The sequence below is a fragment of the Pseudarthrobacter sp. Y6 genome (assembly GCF_050156205.1).
GTDB lineage: Bacteria > Actinomycetota > Actinomycetes > Actinomycetales > Micrococcaceae > Arthrobacter.
The window spans coordinates 3336206-3352176 of the sequence record NZ_CP189574.1 but is presented as its reverse complement, the minus strand read 5'-3'; the positions used below and the strand labels follow the sequence as shown (position 1 = coordinate 3352176).

Genomic DNA, 15971 nt, shown 5'->3' with positions numbered 1-15971 from the left:
TCACACCCGCGCAACCTGACTGCAACCTTCACCCTCCTACGCTGAAACCAACGGCGGCCGCCAGCATCAGGCGCCACCTTTCATGCACAGCAAAGGAGCTAGCAATGACTGTCTACGCACAGCCCGGTACCGAGGGTTCGAAGGTCACGTTCAAGGACCGCTACGAGAACTGGATCGGCGGCGAGTGGGTTGCCCCTGTCAAGGGCCAGTACTTCGAGAACATCACTCCCGTCACCGGCAAGGTCTTCTGCGAAGTGGCCCGCGGAACCGCCGAGGACATTGAACTCGCCCTGGACGCCGCCCACAAGATTGCGCCCTCCTGGGGCAAGACCTCCGTCGCGGAACGTGCCGCCATCCTGAACAAGATCGCAGACCGCATCGACGAAAACCTTGAAATGCTGGCCGTCGCCGAATCCTGGGACAACGGCAAGCCCATCCGAGAGACCCTGAACGCGGACATCCCGCTCGCCGCGGACCACTTCCGCTACTTCGCCTCGGCCGTCCGCGCCCAGGAAGGCCGGCTCTCCCAGCTCGACGACGACACCACCGCCTACCATTACCACGAGCCCCTCGGCGTCGTCGGCCAGATCATTCCGTGGAACTTCCCCATCCTGATGGCCGTCTGGAAGCTCGCCCCGGCCCTGGCAGCCGGCAACGCCGTGGTCCTCAAGCCCGCCGAGCAGACGCCGTCGTCCATTCTGGTCCTGATGGAACTCATCGGTGACCTGCTGCCGGCCGGTGTGCTCAACGTGGTCAACGGTTTCGGCGTCGAGGCCGGCAAGCCGCTCGCGTCCAGCCCGCGGATCCGCAAGATCGCCTTCACCGGCGAGACGTCCACCGGGCGCCTGATCAGCCAGTACGCCAGCCAGAACCTGATTCCCGTCACCCTGGAGCTCGGCGGCAAGAGCCCGAACATCTTCTTCAACGATGTTGCCGAGTCCAACGACGCGTTCTACGACAAGGCGCAGGAGGGCTTCACGCTCTTTGCCTTCAACCAGGGCGAGGTCTGTACCTGCCCGTCCCGCGCCCTGGTCCAGGAGGACATCTACGATTCCTTCATGGCTGACGCCGTGGCCCGGGTGGAGAAGATCATCCAGGGCAACCCGCTGGACACCGAGACCCAGCTCGGTGCACAGGCCTCCAACGACCAGCTGGAAAAGATCCTTTCCTACATCGACATCGGCAAGCAGGAAGGCGCGAAGGTGCTCACCGGCGGCGCCCGCGCCCAGCTGGAAGGCGACCTGGCCGGCGGCTATTACGTCCAGCCCACCGTCTTCGAGGGCCACAACAAGATGCGGATCTTCCAGGAGGAGATCTTCGGACCTGTCGTGTCTGTCTCCCGGTTCAGTGACTACAACGACGCGATGGAAATCGCCAACGACACCCTCTACGGGCTCGGCGCCGGCGTCTGGTCGCGGAACGGCAACGTCGCTTACCGTGCGGGCCGCGAGATCCAGGCCGGCCGCGTCTGGGTCAACAACTACCACGCCTACCCGGCCGGCGCCGCGTTCGGCGGGTACAAGTCCTCCGGCATCGGACGTGAAAACCACTCCATGATGCTGGACCACTACCAGCAGACCAAGAACCTCCTGGTCAGCTACAACGAGAACAAGCTCGGCTTCTTCTAAGCCGCCCTTAGCCCGGGCGGGGACGGATTAATGCGTCCCCGCCTGCACCACCCTGGCCACCCCTCAGGAAGGCAGCACCACCTCCACCGCACCATCGCTCCATCGACGCAAGGATTTCGCCAATGACGACGACAATGCAAGCAGCAGTAGTAACCGAGTTCGGCAAGGATCTTCAGATCCAGACCCTCCCCATTCCCACCCCGGGCCGGGGTGAGGCGCTGGTCAAGGTCATCACCACCGGCGTCTGCCACACAGACCTCCACGCGGCGGCGGGCGACTGGCCGGTCAAGCCGACACCACCGTTCATCCCCGGCCACGAAGGCGTAGGGGAAGTGGTTGCCTTGGGCGAGGGTGTAACTGACCTGGCTGTCGGAGACCTTGTCGGCAACGCCTGGTTATGGTCCGCCTGCGGCGACTGCCAATACTGCCGCACCGGCTGGGAGACACTGTGTGAAGCGCAGAAGAACGCCGGCTACAGTGTGGACGGTTCCTTCGGGCAGTACATGCTGGTGGACACGCGTTTTGCCGCACGCATCCCGGCGGGCTCGGACCCCGTTGAAGTCGCCCCGGTGCTTTGCGCCGGCGTCACGGTCTACAAGGGCCTGAAAATGACCGAAGCCAGGCCCGGACAGTGGGTCACCATTTCCGGCATCGGCGGACTTGGACACATTGCCGTCCAGTACGCCGTGGCGATGGGCCTGCGGGTGGCTGCCGTGGATATCGCGGACGACAAACTCGCCCTGGCCAAGAAGCACGGTGCGGAGCTTACCGTCAACGCGCTGCACGAAGATCCCGCCGAAGTCATCCAACGTGAAACCGGAGGTTGCCATGGAGTCCTGGTCACGGCAGTGCACCCATCGGCGTTCGGACAGGCGATCGGCATGGCCCGCCGGGGCGGGACGATCGTGTTCAACGGTCTGCCGCCGGGCGACTTCCCGGCACCGATCTTCGAGATTGTGCTCAAGGGCCTGACAGTCCGCGGCTCGATCGTGGGGACCCGGCAGGACCTGGAGGAAGCCCTCGAGTTCTACGCGGAGGGCAAGATCCACCCCACGGTGTCCACCCGGGAGCTCTCCGAGGTCAACGCCGTTCTTGACGAGATGAAGCACGCCAAGATCGACGGCCGCGTCGTCATCAAGTACTGATGATTGAGGCGGGGCTTGACGCGGCAGTGACGCTGCCCGGGGAGGACATCTCCCGCGTGGCGCTCACGGCCGAGGCCGTGGCACTTCTCAGGAAGCTGTGGGGCCGGCACGGACCCCTCATGTTCCACCAGTCCGGCGGCTGCTGCGACGGCTCCTCGCCTATGTGTTATCCGGCCGGGGAGTTCATCACCGCGGAAGCGGACGTCCTTCTGGGCCTATTCGACATCGCCGACGGCGTGCCGCCGCAGCCCCTCGAGTTCTGGATGTCCAGGGAGCAGTTCAACTACTGGAGCCACACCCATCTGACCGTGGACGTGGTCCAGGGCCGGGGGAGCGGGTTCTCGGTTGAGTCGCCGGAAGGCAAGCGGTTCCTGATCCGGTCAAAGCTGATGGACTGGCCCGTCTAGGCAGCCCGGTCCAACAACCCGTCAGCCAGCACCAAAACACCAGCACCAACCACCAGCGCGAACGGACACTTGAGGCCCTCCCGGCGAGGGCCTCAAGTGTCCGTTCGCGCTTTAACCGGGGCGGGCAGGCAGTCTCACCATGCGGGACGGGTGTGAACATCCAGTGGGTGGACAAGTATCGTTGATGGGTCTGTTTCCAACACAAATCAGGATTGTGGAACCTTATGAACCTTCTCCGGACCAAATCCATCGAGCAGTCCATTGCCGACGCCGATGAACCCGGACGCAAGCTCAAGCGGTCGCTCAGCAGCTGGGACCTGATGATCATGGGCGTCGCCGTCGCTGTCGGCGCCGGGATTTTCTCGGTGGGCGCCAAGGCCGCGGCCAACTTCTCCGGCCCGGCGGTGACGTTGTCCTTCGCCATTGCCGCCGTGACATGTGCCCTGGCCATCATGTGCTACGCCGAGTTTGCCACCGCCATTCCGGTCGCCGGGTCGGCCTACGTCTTTACGTACGCCACCATGGGCGAACTGCTTGCCTGGATCATCGGCTGGAACCTGATACTGGAACTGTTCACCGCCGCGGCAGTGATCGCCAAGTACTGGGGCATCTACCTCAGCAAGGTGTTCGCGCTGATGGGGGCCGACGTGCCGCCGGCCCTGTCGCTCGGCGGCGTGGACCTCTACTGGGGCGCCTTCCTGATCGTTGCCGTCTTCACCGTGCTCCTGGTGCTGGGCACCAAGCTCTCCGCCCGCGTTGGCAACGTCTTCACCTTGATCAAGATCGCCGTTGTGCTTTTTGTGATCGTAGTGGGCTTCACGTACGTGAAGTTCGAGAACTACACGCCCTTCGTGCCCGCCGCGGAACCCACCGCCGGTGGCACCGCCGACGTCCTGAAACAGTCATTCTTCGGCTTCCTCACCGGTGCCGCGCCTGCCCAGTACGGCACCCTCGGCATCTTCGCCGGTGCGGCCCTGGTCTTCTTCGCCTTCATCGGCTTCGACGTCGTGGCCACCTCCGCGGAGGAAGTCAAGAACCCGCAGAAGACCCTGCCGCGCGGCATCTTCGGCGGCCTGGCCGTGGTGACTGTGCTCTACATCCTGGTGTCCCTCGCGCTCACCGGCATGGTGTCCTACACGGACCTCGCGGCAGCCGAGACGCCCACCCTCACCACCGCGTTCGAGGCCGTCGGCAACACCACGGCGGCCAAGGTTATCGCCTTCGGCTCCCTGATCGGCCTCACCACGGTCATCATGGTGCTGCTGATGGGGCTGTCCCGCGTGGTGCTGGCCATGAGCCGCGACGGACTGCTGCCCCGCGCGCTGTCCAAGACCAGTGAAAAGCGTTCGACGCCGGTCCGCCTCCAGATCATCTGCGGCGCCGCAGTAGCACTTGTGGCCGGCCTGACCAACGTTGACCTGCTGGAAGAAATGATCAACATCGGCACGCTGTCAGCGTTTGTTGTGGTGAGCCTGGGCATCCTGGTGCTGCGCAAGAAGCGCCCGGACCTGAAGCCGTCCTTCCGCGTCCCGTTCGGCAAGGTCCTTCCGGTGGTTTCCGCAGTCCTGTGCCTGTACCTGATGACGAACCTCGCCGTGGAGACGTGGATCTTCTTCGCCGGCTGGCTGGTCATCGGCGTCGTGATCTACTTCGCCTACGGCCAGCGGCACTCCCGCCTGAACGAGAAGTTCGCCGAAGCAAAGTCCGCCGTGGACGCCACGGATTCCAGTGCAGACGCCGGCCTTGCCGGCAGTGATGCCGCAGTCGACAACGAGGCACTCACCCGCTCGTAAGCCCGCAGCTGCCAAGGCTGAAAACCAAGTCAGAGGCATCCGTCCACCCCTTTGGTGGCAGGGTGCCTCTGCCGTTTAACCCGCCTCTACTGTGGCTGAGAACGATGTTGTTCGCAGTAAATCGGCGGTCCTCGACCCCGACGGCAATGCGTGGCACTCCAGCGCGGCGCGTTGGCCCCGGAACTGGCAGCCGCTGCGGAAGCGGCAGGCGTCAGCGCCGCCGCGGTTCACGTGGACCTGGCGAGCGAAGAGTCCGTGGCCGCGGCCACGGCGGAAGCCTTCGCGGGCCGGCAGGTGGACATCCTGGTCAGATGCCGTGCAGGCGAGGGGGACAAGGTGACCTTCACCGACGTCGTGACCCTCGGCGGAACGATGGGCCTGATGAAGGCCGAGAAGCCTGGTCCGCTGGCCCAGGTGTCCTCGCTCAGCCTGGGCATGGGCGGCTCCGAGAGCAACTTTGCCATCGCCCTGCGGCGCTTGGGCACCTCGGTGACATGGGTGGGACGCGTCGGCAACGACAGCCTCGGCGAACTCGTCCTGCGTGAGCTCGCCGCGGAGGGCATCATGGTTGACCCCCTGCGCGACGAGTCGGCACCCACCGGCCTCATGATCAAAGAGCGGCGCACCATGGACCAGCTCAAGGTCTGGGACCACCGGTCCGGAAGCGCGGGCCCCGGCTGTCCCGGGAGGACATCCCCGCCGAGCGGATTGCCAACGCCCGGCTGCTGCACCTCACGGGCATCACTCCCGCGCTGTCGCCGGGGGCGGCCCGGGCGGGAGAAATGTGCGCTGGATATTGCACGCGAAGCAGGCGTGCTGGTCTCCTTCGACCTCAACTACCGCGCCGCACTGTGGCCCGCCGAGGAGGCCCGTGAGGTCGTCCGGAACTTCATCGCTCAGACTGACGTCGTGTTCGCCGGCGACGACGAAGCGGCGATTGCGGTCGGTGCTTCAGAGGACTCCCTGGAGCTTGCCCGCCGGGTTGCGGCCCTTGGGCCGAGCCAGGCGGTCATCAAGCGCCGAGCCGCAGGTGTGGGAATAACTTCCATGCCCCCAATTATCCCACGTATAGGGATATGACCCATCTACAGGAAGTCCGGCGTCAGGGCGCCGCGTGCCGGCCGACCCAGTCCACCAAGGGCCGCAGCTGGTCCCACAGCGCTGCGATTTCCTGCGCCGCGGCCGGTGAGTCCATCCACTCCGGCTGGCCCAGCTCGATGCCGGCGGACAGCGACTTGTGCTTCAGCAGCTCCGCCCGGGGATGGTCCTTGTCGAAACCGCGCGGCACTGTCTTGAGCTTTTCGCCCTCCACCGCAAAGCCCGCAGCAGTCACGGTATCCACGATGTGCCGCAGCGATTCGCCGGTCCCGGACGCATCCACCGAGTTCCGGAAGCGGGCCAGCTGCGCCGGCGTATGCGAATGGTAGCCACCGCCCACCAACAGGCCGTCGGCGCTCACCTGAAGGTAATACCCCACGCCTTCCTGGGCCGAGGCGAAGGCACCCTGGGCAGTCTTGTAGGGCGATTTGTCCTGGGAGAACCTGATGTCCCGGTTGGGCCGGAAGATCTTGCCCGGACCGAACCGCGGCTCCAGTTCGGCCAGCAGCGCCGTGACCGGATCCCGCACAAGAGTGTTGTAGCTGTCCTTGTGCTCCAGCCACCACTCCCGGTTGTTGTTGTGCTCAAGTTCGGCATAGAACACGAATGCCCCCGCGGGGATGCCCTCGAATGTACTCATGCAGTGATCCTAGGGACAGCCAACAGCTCCAGCCAGAGGGAACGCCCCCTATGTGGAAACAAGACCGCCCCGCCACGGAAACCGTGACGGGGCGGACGTTTCACCACAAGGGCAGGAAAACTAGCCGATCTTGTTGGCAGCCTCAGCGTCGGAGTCAGCGAGCCCAGCACCGAGGTTGGCGCGCAGCTTCGCGCCGAGTTCGGCGTCCACGTTGGTCCAGTACTGGATGGCGCGTTCCTTGATCTCGGCGTTCTTCACGCCGCCCACCGCACCGGTGATGGTGTCCAGCAGGCGGGCCTTGGCGCCGTCGTCGAACACCTCGCGGTACAGGGTGCCGGCCTGGACGAAGTCGCCGTCCTCGGCGTGCAGGGAGTGTGCGGAGAGCGTGAGCTCGCCGTCGTTCTCCCAGCCGCCGGCCGGGGAAGCCGGCTCAACTGCAGCGGGGCCGTTGAAGGAGTTGGGGGCGTAAACCGGCACGGACGGGGCGTTGAAGTGGTAACGCCCGGCGCCGTCCTGGCTGTAGTTGTTGACTTGGTTCTTGGGCTGGTTCACCGGGATCTGGGCGTGGTTGGTGCCCACGCGGTAACGGTGTGCATCCGCGTAGGAGAAGATGCGGGCCTGCAGCATCTTGTCCGGCGAAGCAGCGATGCCCGGCACGAAGTTCGACGGCGCGAAGGTGGCCTGCTCGATCTGCGCGAAGTAGTTCTCCGGGTTCTTGTTCAGCTCCATGGTGCCCACGTGGATCAGCGGGTAGTCCGAGTGCGGCCACACCTTGGTGAGGTCGAACGGGTTGAAGCGGTAGGCCTTGGCGTCTTCGTACGGCATGACCTGGACGTGCAGTTCCCAGGACGGGAAGTTGCCCTCGGCGATGTTGTCCTGCAGGTCGCGGATGTAGAAGTCCGCGTCCGAGCCGGCCAGCTCTTCAGCCTGGTCACCGGACATGGTCTTGACGCCCTGGTTGGACTGGAAGTGGTACTTGACCCAGAAGCGCTCGCCCTCGGCGTTGATCCACTGGTATGTGTGCGAGCCGTAGCCCTGCATTTCACGCCAGGATGCCGGCAGGCCGCGGTCGCCCATGAGCCAGGTGACCTGGTGCGCGGACTCGGGGGACAGGGTCCAGAAGTCCCACTGCATGTCGGCGTCGCGCAGGTGGGTGCCCGGGAGGCGCTTCTGGGAGTGGATGAAGTCCGGGAACTTGATGCCGTCGCGGATGAAGAAGACGGGGGTGTTATTGCCCACGAGGTCGTAGTTGCCCTCGGAGGTGTAGAACTTGACGGCGAAACCGCGGGGGTCGCGCCAGGTGTCCGGGGAACCGCTCTCGCCCGCCACGGAGGAGAAACGGATCAGCATCTCGGTCTCAACGCCCGGCTGCAGGAACGCGGCCTTCGTGTACTTCGAGATGTCCGAGGTGGCCTTGAACGTACCGAACGCGCCGCCGCCCTTGGCGTGCACTACGCGCTCCGGCACTCGCTCGCGGTTGAACTGGGCGAGCTTTTCGATCAGGTAGTGGTCCGTGAGGACGATGGCGCCGTCGGCACCGACGGACTTTGCGTGCGCGTCGGAAGTGACGGGCGCGCCGGACTGGGTTGTTGAGATGTTCGCAGTCATTTTTCTCCTATTTCTCGATTACTTGTGAGGGACGTTCAGAAGGAAGTTTTTGGGACTCTTGGCAGTCCTGGCAGATGCCCTGGTACATCACGTCGGCAATCTGGATGGTCATGGGCTTGGAGTTCTCATCCCAGTGCGGGGTGAGGCACGGCGCGTGCCCGACGGCGCATTCGACGTCCTCCACGCGGCCGCAGCTGGTGCAGATGGCGTGGTGGTGGTTGTCACCGACCCGGGTCTCATACAGGGCGGGGGAATGCGGCGGCTCGAAGCGGCGCAGCATGTGCAGGTCGGTCAGGTCGCCGAGGACCACGTAGACCGATTGTGCGGTCAGCTCGGGGAGCTCGGCGCGCGCGGCGGCCAGGATGGACTCCGCAGGGGAATGCGGGTGATGTTCGACGGCGGTCAGCACGGCGAGCCGCTGTTTGGTCACCCGGCGGCCGTGGGCGCGCAGGGCGGCAGCCCATGCGTCGTGGCCGCCAAAGTGATCCGTCATACCTCTATTGAAGCACTTATTATGAGTCGATCACAATAAGGCTTGGCTTACCTTCGGTAAATCCAGGAATTCCTGCATGGGGTTGACCGATTCTCCTGCCGCGCGGCCCATGACATGGACTTCCAGCCCGTCGGTGCCGGGGTCCGGCACCACGCAGCTCAGCCCCGTCACGCCGGGGCGATCGGTCAGGCCCTGTACGGCCGCTGCCAGCGCCAGCAGGTGGCCGGGGGTCAGGCCGGGTCCGCCCGACGCCGGCGCGAGCACCGTGTGGTGCGCACCGGCCTTGAACTGCGGGGCCCGGGAAGCGATTTCTGGGTCCAGATCCGCGAGATGGCATTTCGCGGCAGTGTCGCTGGTCAACATTGCCGCGAAATGCCATCTCGCGACTGCTTCGTGCTCCGCAGCCAGCCGGCGCAGGGCGGCGCGGAGACCGCCGTCGTACTCTTTGAGCTCTTCCGCTGCGGCCGGCACCCGGCGCTGAACGGGAAGGCGCAGCTGTGCGCCGGGCGTGACCGGCTCGGCGTCCCAGCGCCCGAACACGTGGAACGTGGGGGTGGAGGACTCCGCCTCCGGTTCGCCGATGGCCGCTCCGATAGGGTGCCACTTGTGCGCAAACACCACAGTGCAGCGGCTGGCACCCAGAACGTCGGTGAGGGCCTGCCGGGCAATATTGTGGCAGTGCAGCCAGTCAGCGGCCGAGCGGAGATCGAACGCCATGGCCGGGTTCGTAAGCCGGATCAGGAGATGGCCGGCGTTCAGGGCAGTCCTGGGCCGGGCAACCTCCCAGAAAGCCGAGGCAAAAAGCAGCCGCCTGGACACATTCATAAGCCAACTCCTTTCCCCCGCCTGAGGATACCAAGCGTGTGACAGAACAGGACACTGCTGCGCCATTAGGGTTGCAAGGTGGGGAAACTGCTGGCCGATATCACACCGCTCCGGGAGAGCCCGGCCTTCCGCCGGCTCTGGCTGGGTTCCGCCGTCTCGGCCGTGGGGAGCCAGCTCACGCTGGTGGCCGTGAGCCTGGAGGTGTACCGGCTCACGCAGGACAGTTTCTATGTGGGACTGCTGGGTGTGTTTGCGCTGGTGCCGTTGGTGTTCGGCGGCCTGCTGGGCGGGTCCATCGCCGACTCCCACAACCGCCGCACGGTGGCGCTCCTGGCAACCTCTGTCCTGTGGCTGACCACCGGCCTGATCGCGCTGCAGTCCTGGCTGCAGCTGGGAAACGTCTGGGTCCTGTACCTCCTGGTGGCGCTGCAAAGCGGCGCCCAGGCCATCAACCAGCCGGCACGCAGTGCCATCATCCCCACGCTTATCCGCAAGGAACTGCTTCCCGCGGCCAATGCGCTCAGCATGATTTCGTTCGGGCTGGCCATGACTGTGGGACCACTGCTGGCGGGTGTGCTGGTGGCGTGGGTGGGCTTCGGCTGGACCTACACCATCGACTTCATCAGCTTCGCGTTTGTGCTCTGGGCAGTCTTCCGACTGCCGTCCATGCCCCCTTCGGGAAGCGCCGGGCGGGTAGGGATCCGGTCCGTGATCGAAGGGTTCCGGTTCCTGGGCACCCGGCCCAACCTGCGGATGACCTTCATCATCGACCTCGTGGCCATGATCCTCGCCCAGCCGCGCGCGCTGATGCCCGCCATCGGTGCGCTGATGATCGGCGGCGGCGAAGCCACGGTGGGCATCCTGCTGGCGTCCACCGCGGTGGGCGCGTTTCTGGCCGGTCTCTTTTCCGGGCCGCTCGGCCATGTCCGGTGGCAGGGGAGTGCCGTGGTGTGGTCGGTGATGGGCTGGGGCGCATCCATTGCGGGCTTTGGCGTGGTGGTGCTCCTGGCAGGACGGACGAACGACGGCGGGGCCACCCTTTGGCTGGTCCCTGCGGCTTTGTGCTGCGCCCTGGCCGGAATCGCAGACTCCATCAGCGCCGTCTTCCGCAACACCATCCTGCAGGCCGCTGCGCCGGACCACCTGCGGGGACGGCTCCAGGGGGTCTTCATTGTGGTGGTGGCCGGTGGGCCGCGCGTGGGTGACCTGCTGGCAGGCGGCGGGACTAAGATTTTGAGTGAGGGCTGGGTCCTGCTGTTGGGCGGGGTTTTGTGCGTCGCGGTGGCCTGGCTGGCGGCACAGCTGCAGCCGGGCTTCCGGACGTACGATGCCCGCGACCCGGTGCCTTAGGACCATGCCTTGTCGGGGCAACTTTGTCAGGGCAACTTTGTCAGGGCGACGTGGAGGAGTGGACGTGCACAAGCATTACAACGGCCTGAAAACTGCGGCGCTCTTTGGCGTACTGTGGGCGGTGCTCCTGGGCCTGGGCGGCCTGATCGGGATCAATACCCGCAGCTCGGCACCCATCTGGATCATGGCCTTGATCGGTGTGGCCACCACGGCGTACGGCTACTGGAACAGCGACAAGATCGCCATCCGTTCCATGCAGGCCTACCCCGTCACGGAGGCGCAGGCGCCACAGCTGTACCAGATTGTCCGGGAACTCTCGGTCCGGGCCAACCAGCCGATGCCGCGCATCTACCTCTCACCCACCATGAACCCGAACGCGTTCGCCACGGGCCGGAACCCCAAAAACGCCGCCGTGTGCTGCACCGAGGGGATTCTGCAGCTGCTGGATGCCCGCGAGCTGCGCGGGGTCCTGGGGCACGAGCTGATGCACGTGTACAACCGGGACATCCTCACGTCCTCCGTGGCGGCCGCGGTGGCCGGCGTCATCACGTCCGTGGGCCAGATGCTGCTGTTCTTCGGCGGCGACCGGCGCAACTCCAACCCGCTGGCGATGCTGGCGATGGCGCTTTTGGCACCGTTTGCGGCATCCCTGATCCAGCTCGCCATCTCCCGGACCAGGGAGTACGACGCCGACGAGGACGGCTCGCAGCTCACTGGCGATCCGCTGGCGCTCGCCTCAGCCCTGCGCAAGATTGAGCAGGGCGTCCGGATCGCGCCGCTGCCGCAGGAGCAGAAGCTGGTCAACACCTCGCACCTGATGATCGCCAATCCGTTCCGCGGCGGGGCGATGACCAAGCTGTTCGCCACCCACCCGCCGATGAAGGACAGGATTGCGCGGCTGGAACGGATTGCCGGCCGGCCGCTGAACTGAGGACGGCTGAACTGACAGAAGCGCCGCCGTCGTACTTCCTCATTTGGCGACACTGAAAATCACCCGGGACACGCAAAGACGCCGGCGCTACCGGAATTCAGGTAGCGCCGGCGTCTTTTGCCAGCGGCAGAATTTTTGCGCCTCGAAAACGAAGGTTTGGTAGCTAGCGGAAGTTGACGAACTGCAGGTCCGCCTCGTCGAAGCCCTTCAGCAGTGCCATGGTGGCCTGCAGGTCATCGCGGGACTTGGACGAGACACGGAGTTCGTCGCCCTGGATCTGGGACTTGACGCCCTTGGGCCCCTCATCGCGGATCAGCTTGTTGATCTTCTTGGCCAGGTCCTGCTCGATGCCTTCCTTGATGGAGGCTTCCAGGCGGAATTCCTTGCCGGATGGGTACGGCTCACCGGTGTCCAGGGACTTCAGGGAGATGCCGCGGCGGATCAGCTTGGACTGGAGCACGTCCAGCACGGCCAGGACGCGTTCCTCAGAGTTCGCCTTCATCAGGATCTTCTCGCCGCTGAAATCGACATCGGCGCCAACGCCCTTGAAGTCGTAGCGCTGGACCAGTTCCTTCTGTGCCTGGTTCAGCGCATTGGCCACTTCCTGCTTGTCCACTTTGCTTACGACGTCGAACGTTGACTCGCCTGCCATGATGCTCCTTGTGCCGGTGGGTGCCCTGAAATTGGCTCTGCAGGGCGTGGATCTCTGCATTCCAGCCTAATACGGATGCCCGGCCGTGGCATGGTTGCGGATTCACAGTTCCCTCATAGCGGACGCACTGCGGGAACGAAGCCGGGCAGGCGAGAGTTGAACGAGTTGGAAGAAGCTCGAAAGGGAAGTCATGCAAGGCACCGCCATCCAGTACGTCACCCGAACCACAGCCGCAGCTGCCGGAGCGGTTGCCACCGCTGCCACGTCCGTTGCCGCCGCAGCCCTGGCAGGCTCCATCATCTTCAGCCCTGTCCCGGATGCCTCGGCCCGCATGGACGGTGTGAGTGAGGATCTGCTGCGGGCGGTCCAGCTGAACCAGATCACCGAGGCGCAGGCAGTGAAGTTCGAGGCAAGGCTGGCCGGACGGATTCTCGGCGAGGCCTAAGTCCCCGCGTTTTCCGCGGAATTGCGGGGCTTCTGGCAGCGTTTTCATGGGTCTGCCACCTCGATTCGATTCTTCGGCAGAAGTTCTGTAAAGTTGTCTTGCCCGCGGTTACTGGAAGCGGAACGGCCCGGAAACGGACGTTCCGAACACTGCAGCCGGGGGTGATCTTCTTTTGAAGTTCGGCAGATTACCCGAGCGGCCAAAGGGGGCTGACTGTAAATCAGCTGGCAACGCCTACGGGGGTTCGAATCCCTCATCTGCCACCCAAGGAGAAGCCTCCGGAACCACCAGGTTCCGGAGGCTTTTTTGTGCCCTGAGGCCGGCTCTTGGAATGTTGGCGGCAGCGCAAAAACAAGGGGAGGAACCGTCGTCGACAGCAGCGTTAGCCCCGGCGTAGGCTGGCAACATCGGCGCACGTGTCCCGATGCCCCGCGTCGATACATCAATCGATGAAGGAGAACCAATGAGCGTTGTACGTGAATTCATGACCACGGATGCACAGTGTATTAAGGAGCATCAGTCCCTCGCAGATGCCGCTCGGATGATGTTGGATCTGGACTGCGGATCGCTGCCGATCTGCGGTGATGACGGCAAGTTGAAGGGCATGATCACCGACCGTGACATCGTGCTCAAGTGCGTTGCTGCCGGCCGTGATCCCCGCGAGATGATGGCGCGCGACCTCGCCACAGGCAGCCCCCACTGGGTTGACGCCGATGCCAACGTTGATGCCGCCATCGACATCATGGAAAGGCACCAAATCCGGCGGCTCCCGGTCATCGCCGACCATAAGTTGGTCGGCATCATCAGCCAGGGCGACATTGCGCGCAACTACTCCGAGGAGCGCGTGGGCGAACTGGTGGAGCACATTTCGGAACGCCACCCGATGTCTGCATAGTCAGACAATTCCCGCATGGCCTTGTTCGCGGCTCCTTGCCTTGAAGGTTCGGAACCGCGAACAAGCTTCGGAAATGCTGGGCCGCGTACCCGGCTGGACCGGAGCCTAGTTCAGTGCGATCAGCAGCATCTGGTTGGTCCCGGGGATGCAGGTCTGCAGGATGGCCCGGGGGAACCCGCCGAACACTGCGATGACATCGTTGGTGGTTCCCGGGTTAGGGACCTGGCCCCTCGCTGTCGCTGTGTACGTCCCGTAGCCCGGAATGCTGACGGTCTCGCCCACGCCGATGCCGGAGAAACGCGCCCACCCGCCGCAGAAGTCGTGCTCCGTGATAAAGAGCGAGTAGCCGTCGTTTGGCGTGTAGTGGATTGGCCCGATGCAGGCGTCCAACATGGCCTGTCCGCCAGCGCCCGCGACATAGATGGTGCGGACAGCGGGCGCGGCCTGGACAGGCGCCGGGGCGGGGGCGTAGGCCGGTGAAGCAGCAACGGGTGCAGCCCCTGCCGGAGCCGGGGCTGGAGCGGAAACCTCGACGGCGGGTCCCGTCAGCTTCAGCGTCTGACCCGGGACGATGATGCTGTAAAAGCCGAGCCCATTGGCGGCCAGCATCGCGTTCGTGTCAACGCCGTACGTGGCCGCGATCCCACCCACCGTGTCGCCGGGAACCACTGTGTAGAGGTTGGGGTCGGCCGCGGGTGCCGGAGCTGGTGGTGGGGCAGCCTCGGCCGGAGCCGACGGCGGCACTGCAGCTGCGACCGGCGGCTGCGCGGTGCCAGCTCCTGCACTGCCAAACTCAACGGACCCAACATAGGGCGCATCCAGGGGCACCGCGGCCAAAGGCCGGGCAATCCGCACAACTGGAGACGCCGCCGTCGTCACCGCTTCCGGTGGCGTGGACACCTCCACCGTGGGGACGGGACCGGCCAACGCGCCGACGCCGAAGGCGGAAATCACAGCCGCTGTGGCCATGCCTGCCCACAGCCTGTTGCTGATCGGCCGGCGGCCCGTCAGGAGATCGGCCCGCGGGACGTCGGTTTCGAAATTTCGGCGGGGTGGTTCGGAAGTCTTTGCGGTCAACTGGTACATGGGTGGCCCGTCGCAGGTTGGCCCCGCAGCTGTGGCGGCAAGGCCGCCGCGAACTCCACATGCGGGACGGATCGAGGTGTGATGCGCTGCGCGGTCCCGGTCGGAACCGCGCGGAAGCGCATGATGGGAGCGCCCGCATACCCAGAAGATACGGATGCTCCGCTATGAAGCGGCATCATCCACCCCAGCTCGGAGGATGCGCCGGCAACTTTGTTTGGCCCTAGGAATTTCGAGTCTAGGAAGCCCGGAGAGCCGCGGCACGAGTAGGCGTTACCTGAATTTTTCCGCCGAATACTTGGCCCCGCGGCGGCATCTACTCGGGGTTCTTGGCGGCGACTACTCGGTGACCAGCGGCCCGGACCGCTGGACATTTCTACAACGTTGGGCGGTCCTTGAGCTCGGCCACCTCGCGCCGCACGGGAATGCCGCTCATCATCAGCGCCGAGGCCACCAGCCGGCCGATCGGCGTCACGGCGTACATGTCGCCATACCCAACAGCGGTGATGGTGGTGATGGCCCACCAAAGGGCGTCGCCGAACGTCAGGATCTTGGCGTCCGGGGCGGACTGTTCAACGTCGAGCACCGCCAGCGCGCCGACAAATACCCGGAGCGCCGCTGACCCGGCCACGTACGTGACCACCCGGCCCCTGAGGGTCTCGCCGATGGTTCGGTGCAGCACTGAAAGCAGCGTGACCAGCCGGAGGATGCGCAGCGGCCGGAAGAACGGAAGGGCCACGATCAGAAGTTCGTGCAGGTTCCAGAGGAACCAGCGGCGGCGGTCCGTGGCCAGCCGCAGGTTCGCGGCGTAGTCAAGGGCGAAAATACCCCACGTCAGCCACATAACCGTCTCAAGCCATACCGCGCCGCTGCCCTCGACGCGGCCGATCACCTGCCACGCATACGCCGCCCGGAACACCAGCGCCGTCGCCATTAGCGGCCACTCGGCGAGGTCCCGGTAGCGTTGTTGCGTCATGC

The 15971-nt window shown here is 65.1% G+C and carries 15 protein-coding genes, 1 tRNA gene and 1 pseudogene; 10 read left to right on the top strand and 7 right to left on the bottom strand.

Translation table 11 applies throughout. The features are described from left to right. Positions 1–104 precede the first annotated feature (104 nt). The 5 genes from exaC (at position 105) to ACQCSW_RS16035 (ending at position 6053) form a co-directional block, all read left to right on the top strand. A complete protein-coding gene (exaC, locus tag ACQCSW_RS16055; RefSeq protein WP_426987425.1) occupies positions 105–1628 on the top strand; it encodes an acetaldehyde dehydrogenase ExaC in 1524 nt (507 codons plus the stop codon). A 122-nt stretch (positions 1629–1750) separates the two neighbouring features. Beyond that, the gene (adhP, locus tag ACQCSW_RS16050) at positions 1751–2773 is read left to right on the top strand and encodes an alcohol dehydrogenase AdhP (RefSeq protein WP_426987423.1); all 1023 of its coding nucleotides are present in this window, start codon (positions 1751–1753) and stop codon (positions 2771–2773) included. Further along, positions 2773–3180, top strand: a complete 408-nt coding sequence (locus ACQCSW_RS16045; protein WP_426987421.1) for a DUF779 domain-containing protein — start codon at positions 2773–2775, stop codon at positions 3178–3180. Before adhP ends, ACQCSW_RS16045 begins: the two co-directional genes overlap by 1 nt. 224 nt (positions 3181–3404) lie before the next feature. Next, positions 3405–4973, top strand: coding sequence for an APC family permease (locus ACQCSW_RS16040; protein WP_426987419.1), 1569 nt, complete (start codon positions 3405–3407; stop codon positions 4971–4973). A 150-nt stretch (positions 4974–5123) separates the two neighbouring features. Continuing rightward, positions 5124–6053, top strand: coding sequence for a PfkB family carbohydrate kinase (locus ACQCSW_RS16035; protein WP_426987417.1), 930 nt, complete (start codon positions 5124–5126; stop codon positions 6051–6053). Positions 6054–6075: 22 nt separating this feature from the next. Here ACQCSW_RS16035 and ACQCSW_RS16030 read toward each other — a convergent pair whose 3' ends face one another. The 4 genes from ACQCSW_RS16030 to ACQCSW_RS16015 all read right to left on the bottom strand — a co-directional run bounded on the left by ACQCSW_RS16030 (position 6076) and on the right by ACQCSW_RS16015 (position 9637). Further along, the gene (locus tag ACQCSW_RS16030) at positions 6076–6711 is read right to left on the bottom strand and encodes a DUF2461 domain-containing protein (RefSeq protein WP_426987415.1); all 636 of its coding nucleotides are present in this window, start codon (positions 6709–6711) and stop codon (positions 6076–6078) included. A 120-nt stretch (positions 6712–6831) separates the two neighbouring features. Further along, positions 6832–8319 carry a catalase gene (locus tag ACQCSW_RS16025; RefSeq protein ID WP_426987413.1) on the bottom strand — a complete coding sequence of 496 codons (1488 nt, stop codon included), beginning with the start codon at positions 8317–8319 and terminating at the stop codon, positions 6832–6834. Between the two features lie 7 nt (positions 8320–8326). After that, positions 8327–8812, bottom strand: a complete 486-nt coding sequence (locus ACQCSW_RS16020) for a Fur family transcriptional regulator (protein WP_354252774.1) — start codon at positions 8810–8812, stop codon at positions 8327–8329. Between the two features lie 30 nt (positions 8813–8842). Then, positions 8843–9637: a hypothetical protein gene (locus tag ACQCSW_RS16015; protein ID WP_426987411.1), complete on the bottom strand. Its 795-nt coding sequence runs from the start codon at positions 9635–9637 to the stop codon at positions 8843–8845. Between the two features lie 78 nt (positions 9638–9715). Here ACQCSW_RS16015 and ACQCSW_RS16010 point away from each other — a divergent pair, with 78 nt between their 5' ends. Further along, complete coding sequence (locus ACQCSW_RS16010) at positions 9716–10987, top strand: MFS transporter (RefSeq protein ID WP_426987409.1); 1272 nt, start codon at positions 9716–9718, stop codon at positions 10985–10987. A gap of 64 nt (positions 10988–11051) precedes the next feature. Then, the gene (gene htpX, locus ACQCSW_RS16005; protein WP_426987407.1) at positions 11052–11918 is read left to right on the top strand and encodes a zinc metalloprotease HtpX; all 867 of its coding nucleotides are present in this window, start codon (positions 11052–11054) and stop codon (positions 11916–11918) included. Positions 11919–12081: 163 nt separating this feature from the next. Here the strand turns inward: htpX and ACQCSW_RS16000 are convergent, their stop codons facing one another. Beyond that, positions 12082–12570 carry a YajQ family cyclic di-GMP-binding protein gene (locus ACQCSW_RS16000; RefSeq protein ID WP_426987405.1) on the bottom strand — a complete coding sequence of 163 codons (489 nt, stop codon included), beginning with the start codon at positions 12568–12570 and terminating at the stop codon, positions 12082–12084. Between the two features lie 190 nt (positions 12571–12760). Here ACQCSW_RS16000 and ACQCSW_RS15995 point away from each other — a divergent pair, with 190 nt between their 5' ends. The 3 genes from ACQCSW_RS15995 to ACQCSW_RS15985 all read left to right on the top strand — a co-directional run bounded on the left by ACQCSW_RS15995 (position 12761) and on the right by ACQCSW_RS15985 (position 13910). Then, a complete protein-coding gene (locus ACQCSW_RS15995) occupies positions 12761–13015 on the top strand; it encodes a hypothetical protein (RefSeq protein WP_426987403.1) in 255 nt (84 codons plus the stop codon). A 181-nt stretch (positions 13016–13196) separates the two neighbouring features. Beyond that, positions 13197–13278 (top strand) — tRNA-Tyr (locus ACQCSW_RS15990). A 200-nt stretch (positions 13279–13478) separates the two neighbouring features. After that, on the top strand, positions 13479–13910 hold the full coding sequence (locus ACQCSW_RS15985; protein ID WP_426987401.1) for a CBS domain-containing protein: 432 nt from the start codon (positions 13479–13481) through the stop codon (positions 13908–13910). A 105-nt stretch (positions 13911–14015) separates the two neighbouring features. Here ACQCSW_RS15985 and ACQCSW_RS15980 read toward each other — a convergent pair whose 3' ends face one another. Together ACQCSW_RS15980 and ACQCSW_RS15975 are read right to left on the bottom strand one after the other, a co-directional pair. Then, the gene (locus ACQCSW_RS15980; RefSeq protein ID WP_426987399.1) at positions 14016–14996 is read right to left on the bottom strand and encodes a LysM peptidoglycan-binding domain-containing protein; all 981 of its coding nucleotides are present in this window, start codon (positions 14994–14996) and stop codon (positions 14016–14018) included. Between the two features lie 415 nt (positions 14997–15411). Beyond that, positions 15412–15969 (bottom strand): annotated as a pseudogene (locus tag ACQCSW_RS15975) (potassium channel family protein); the annotation flags it as partial. Between the last annotated feature and the right edge of the window lie 2 nt (positions 15970–15971).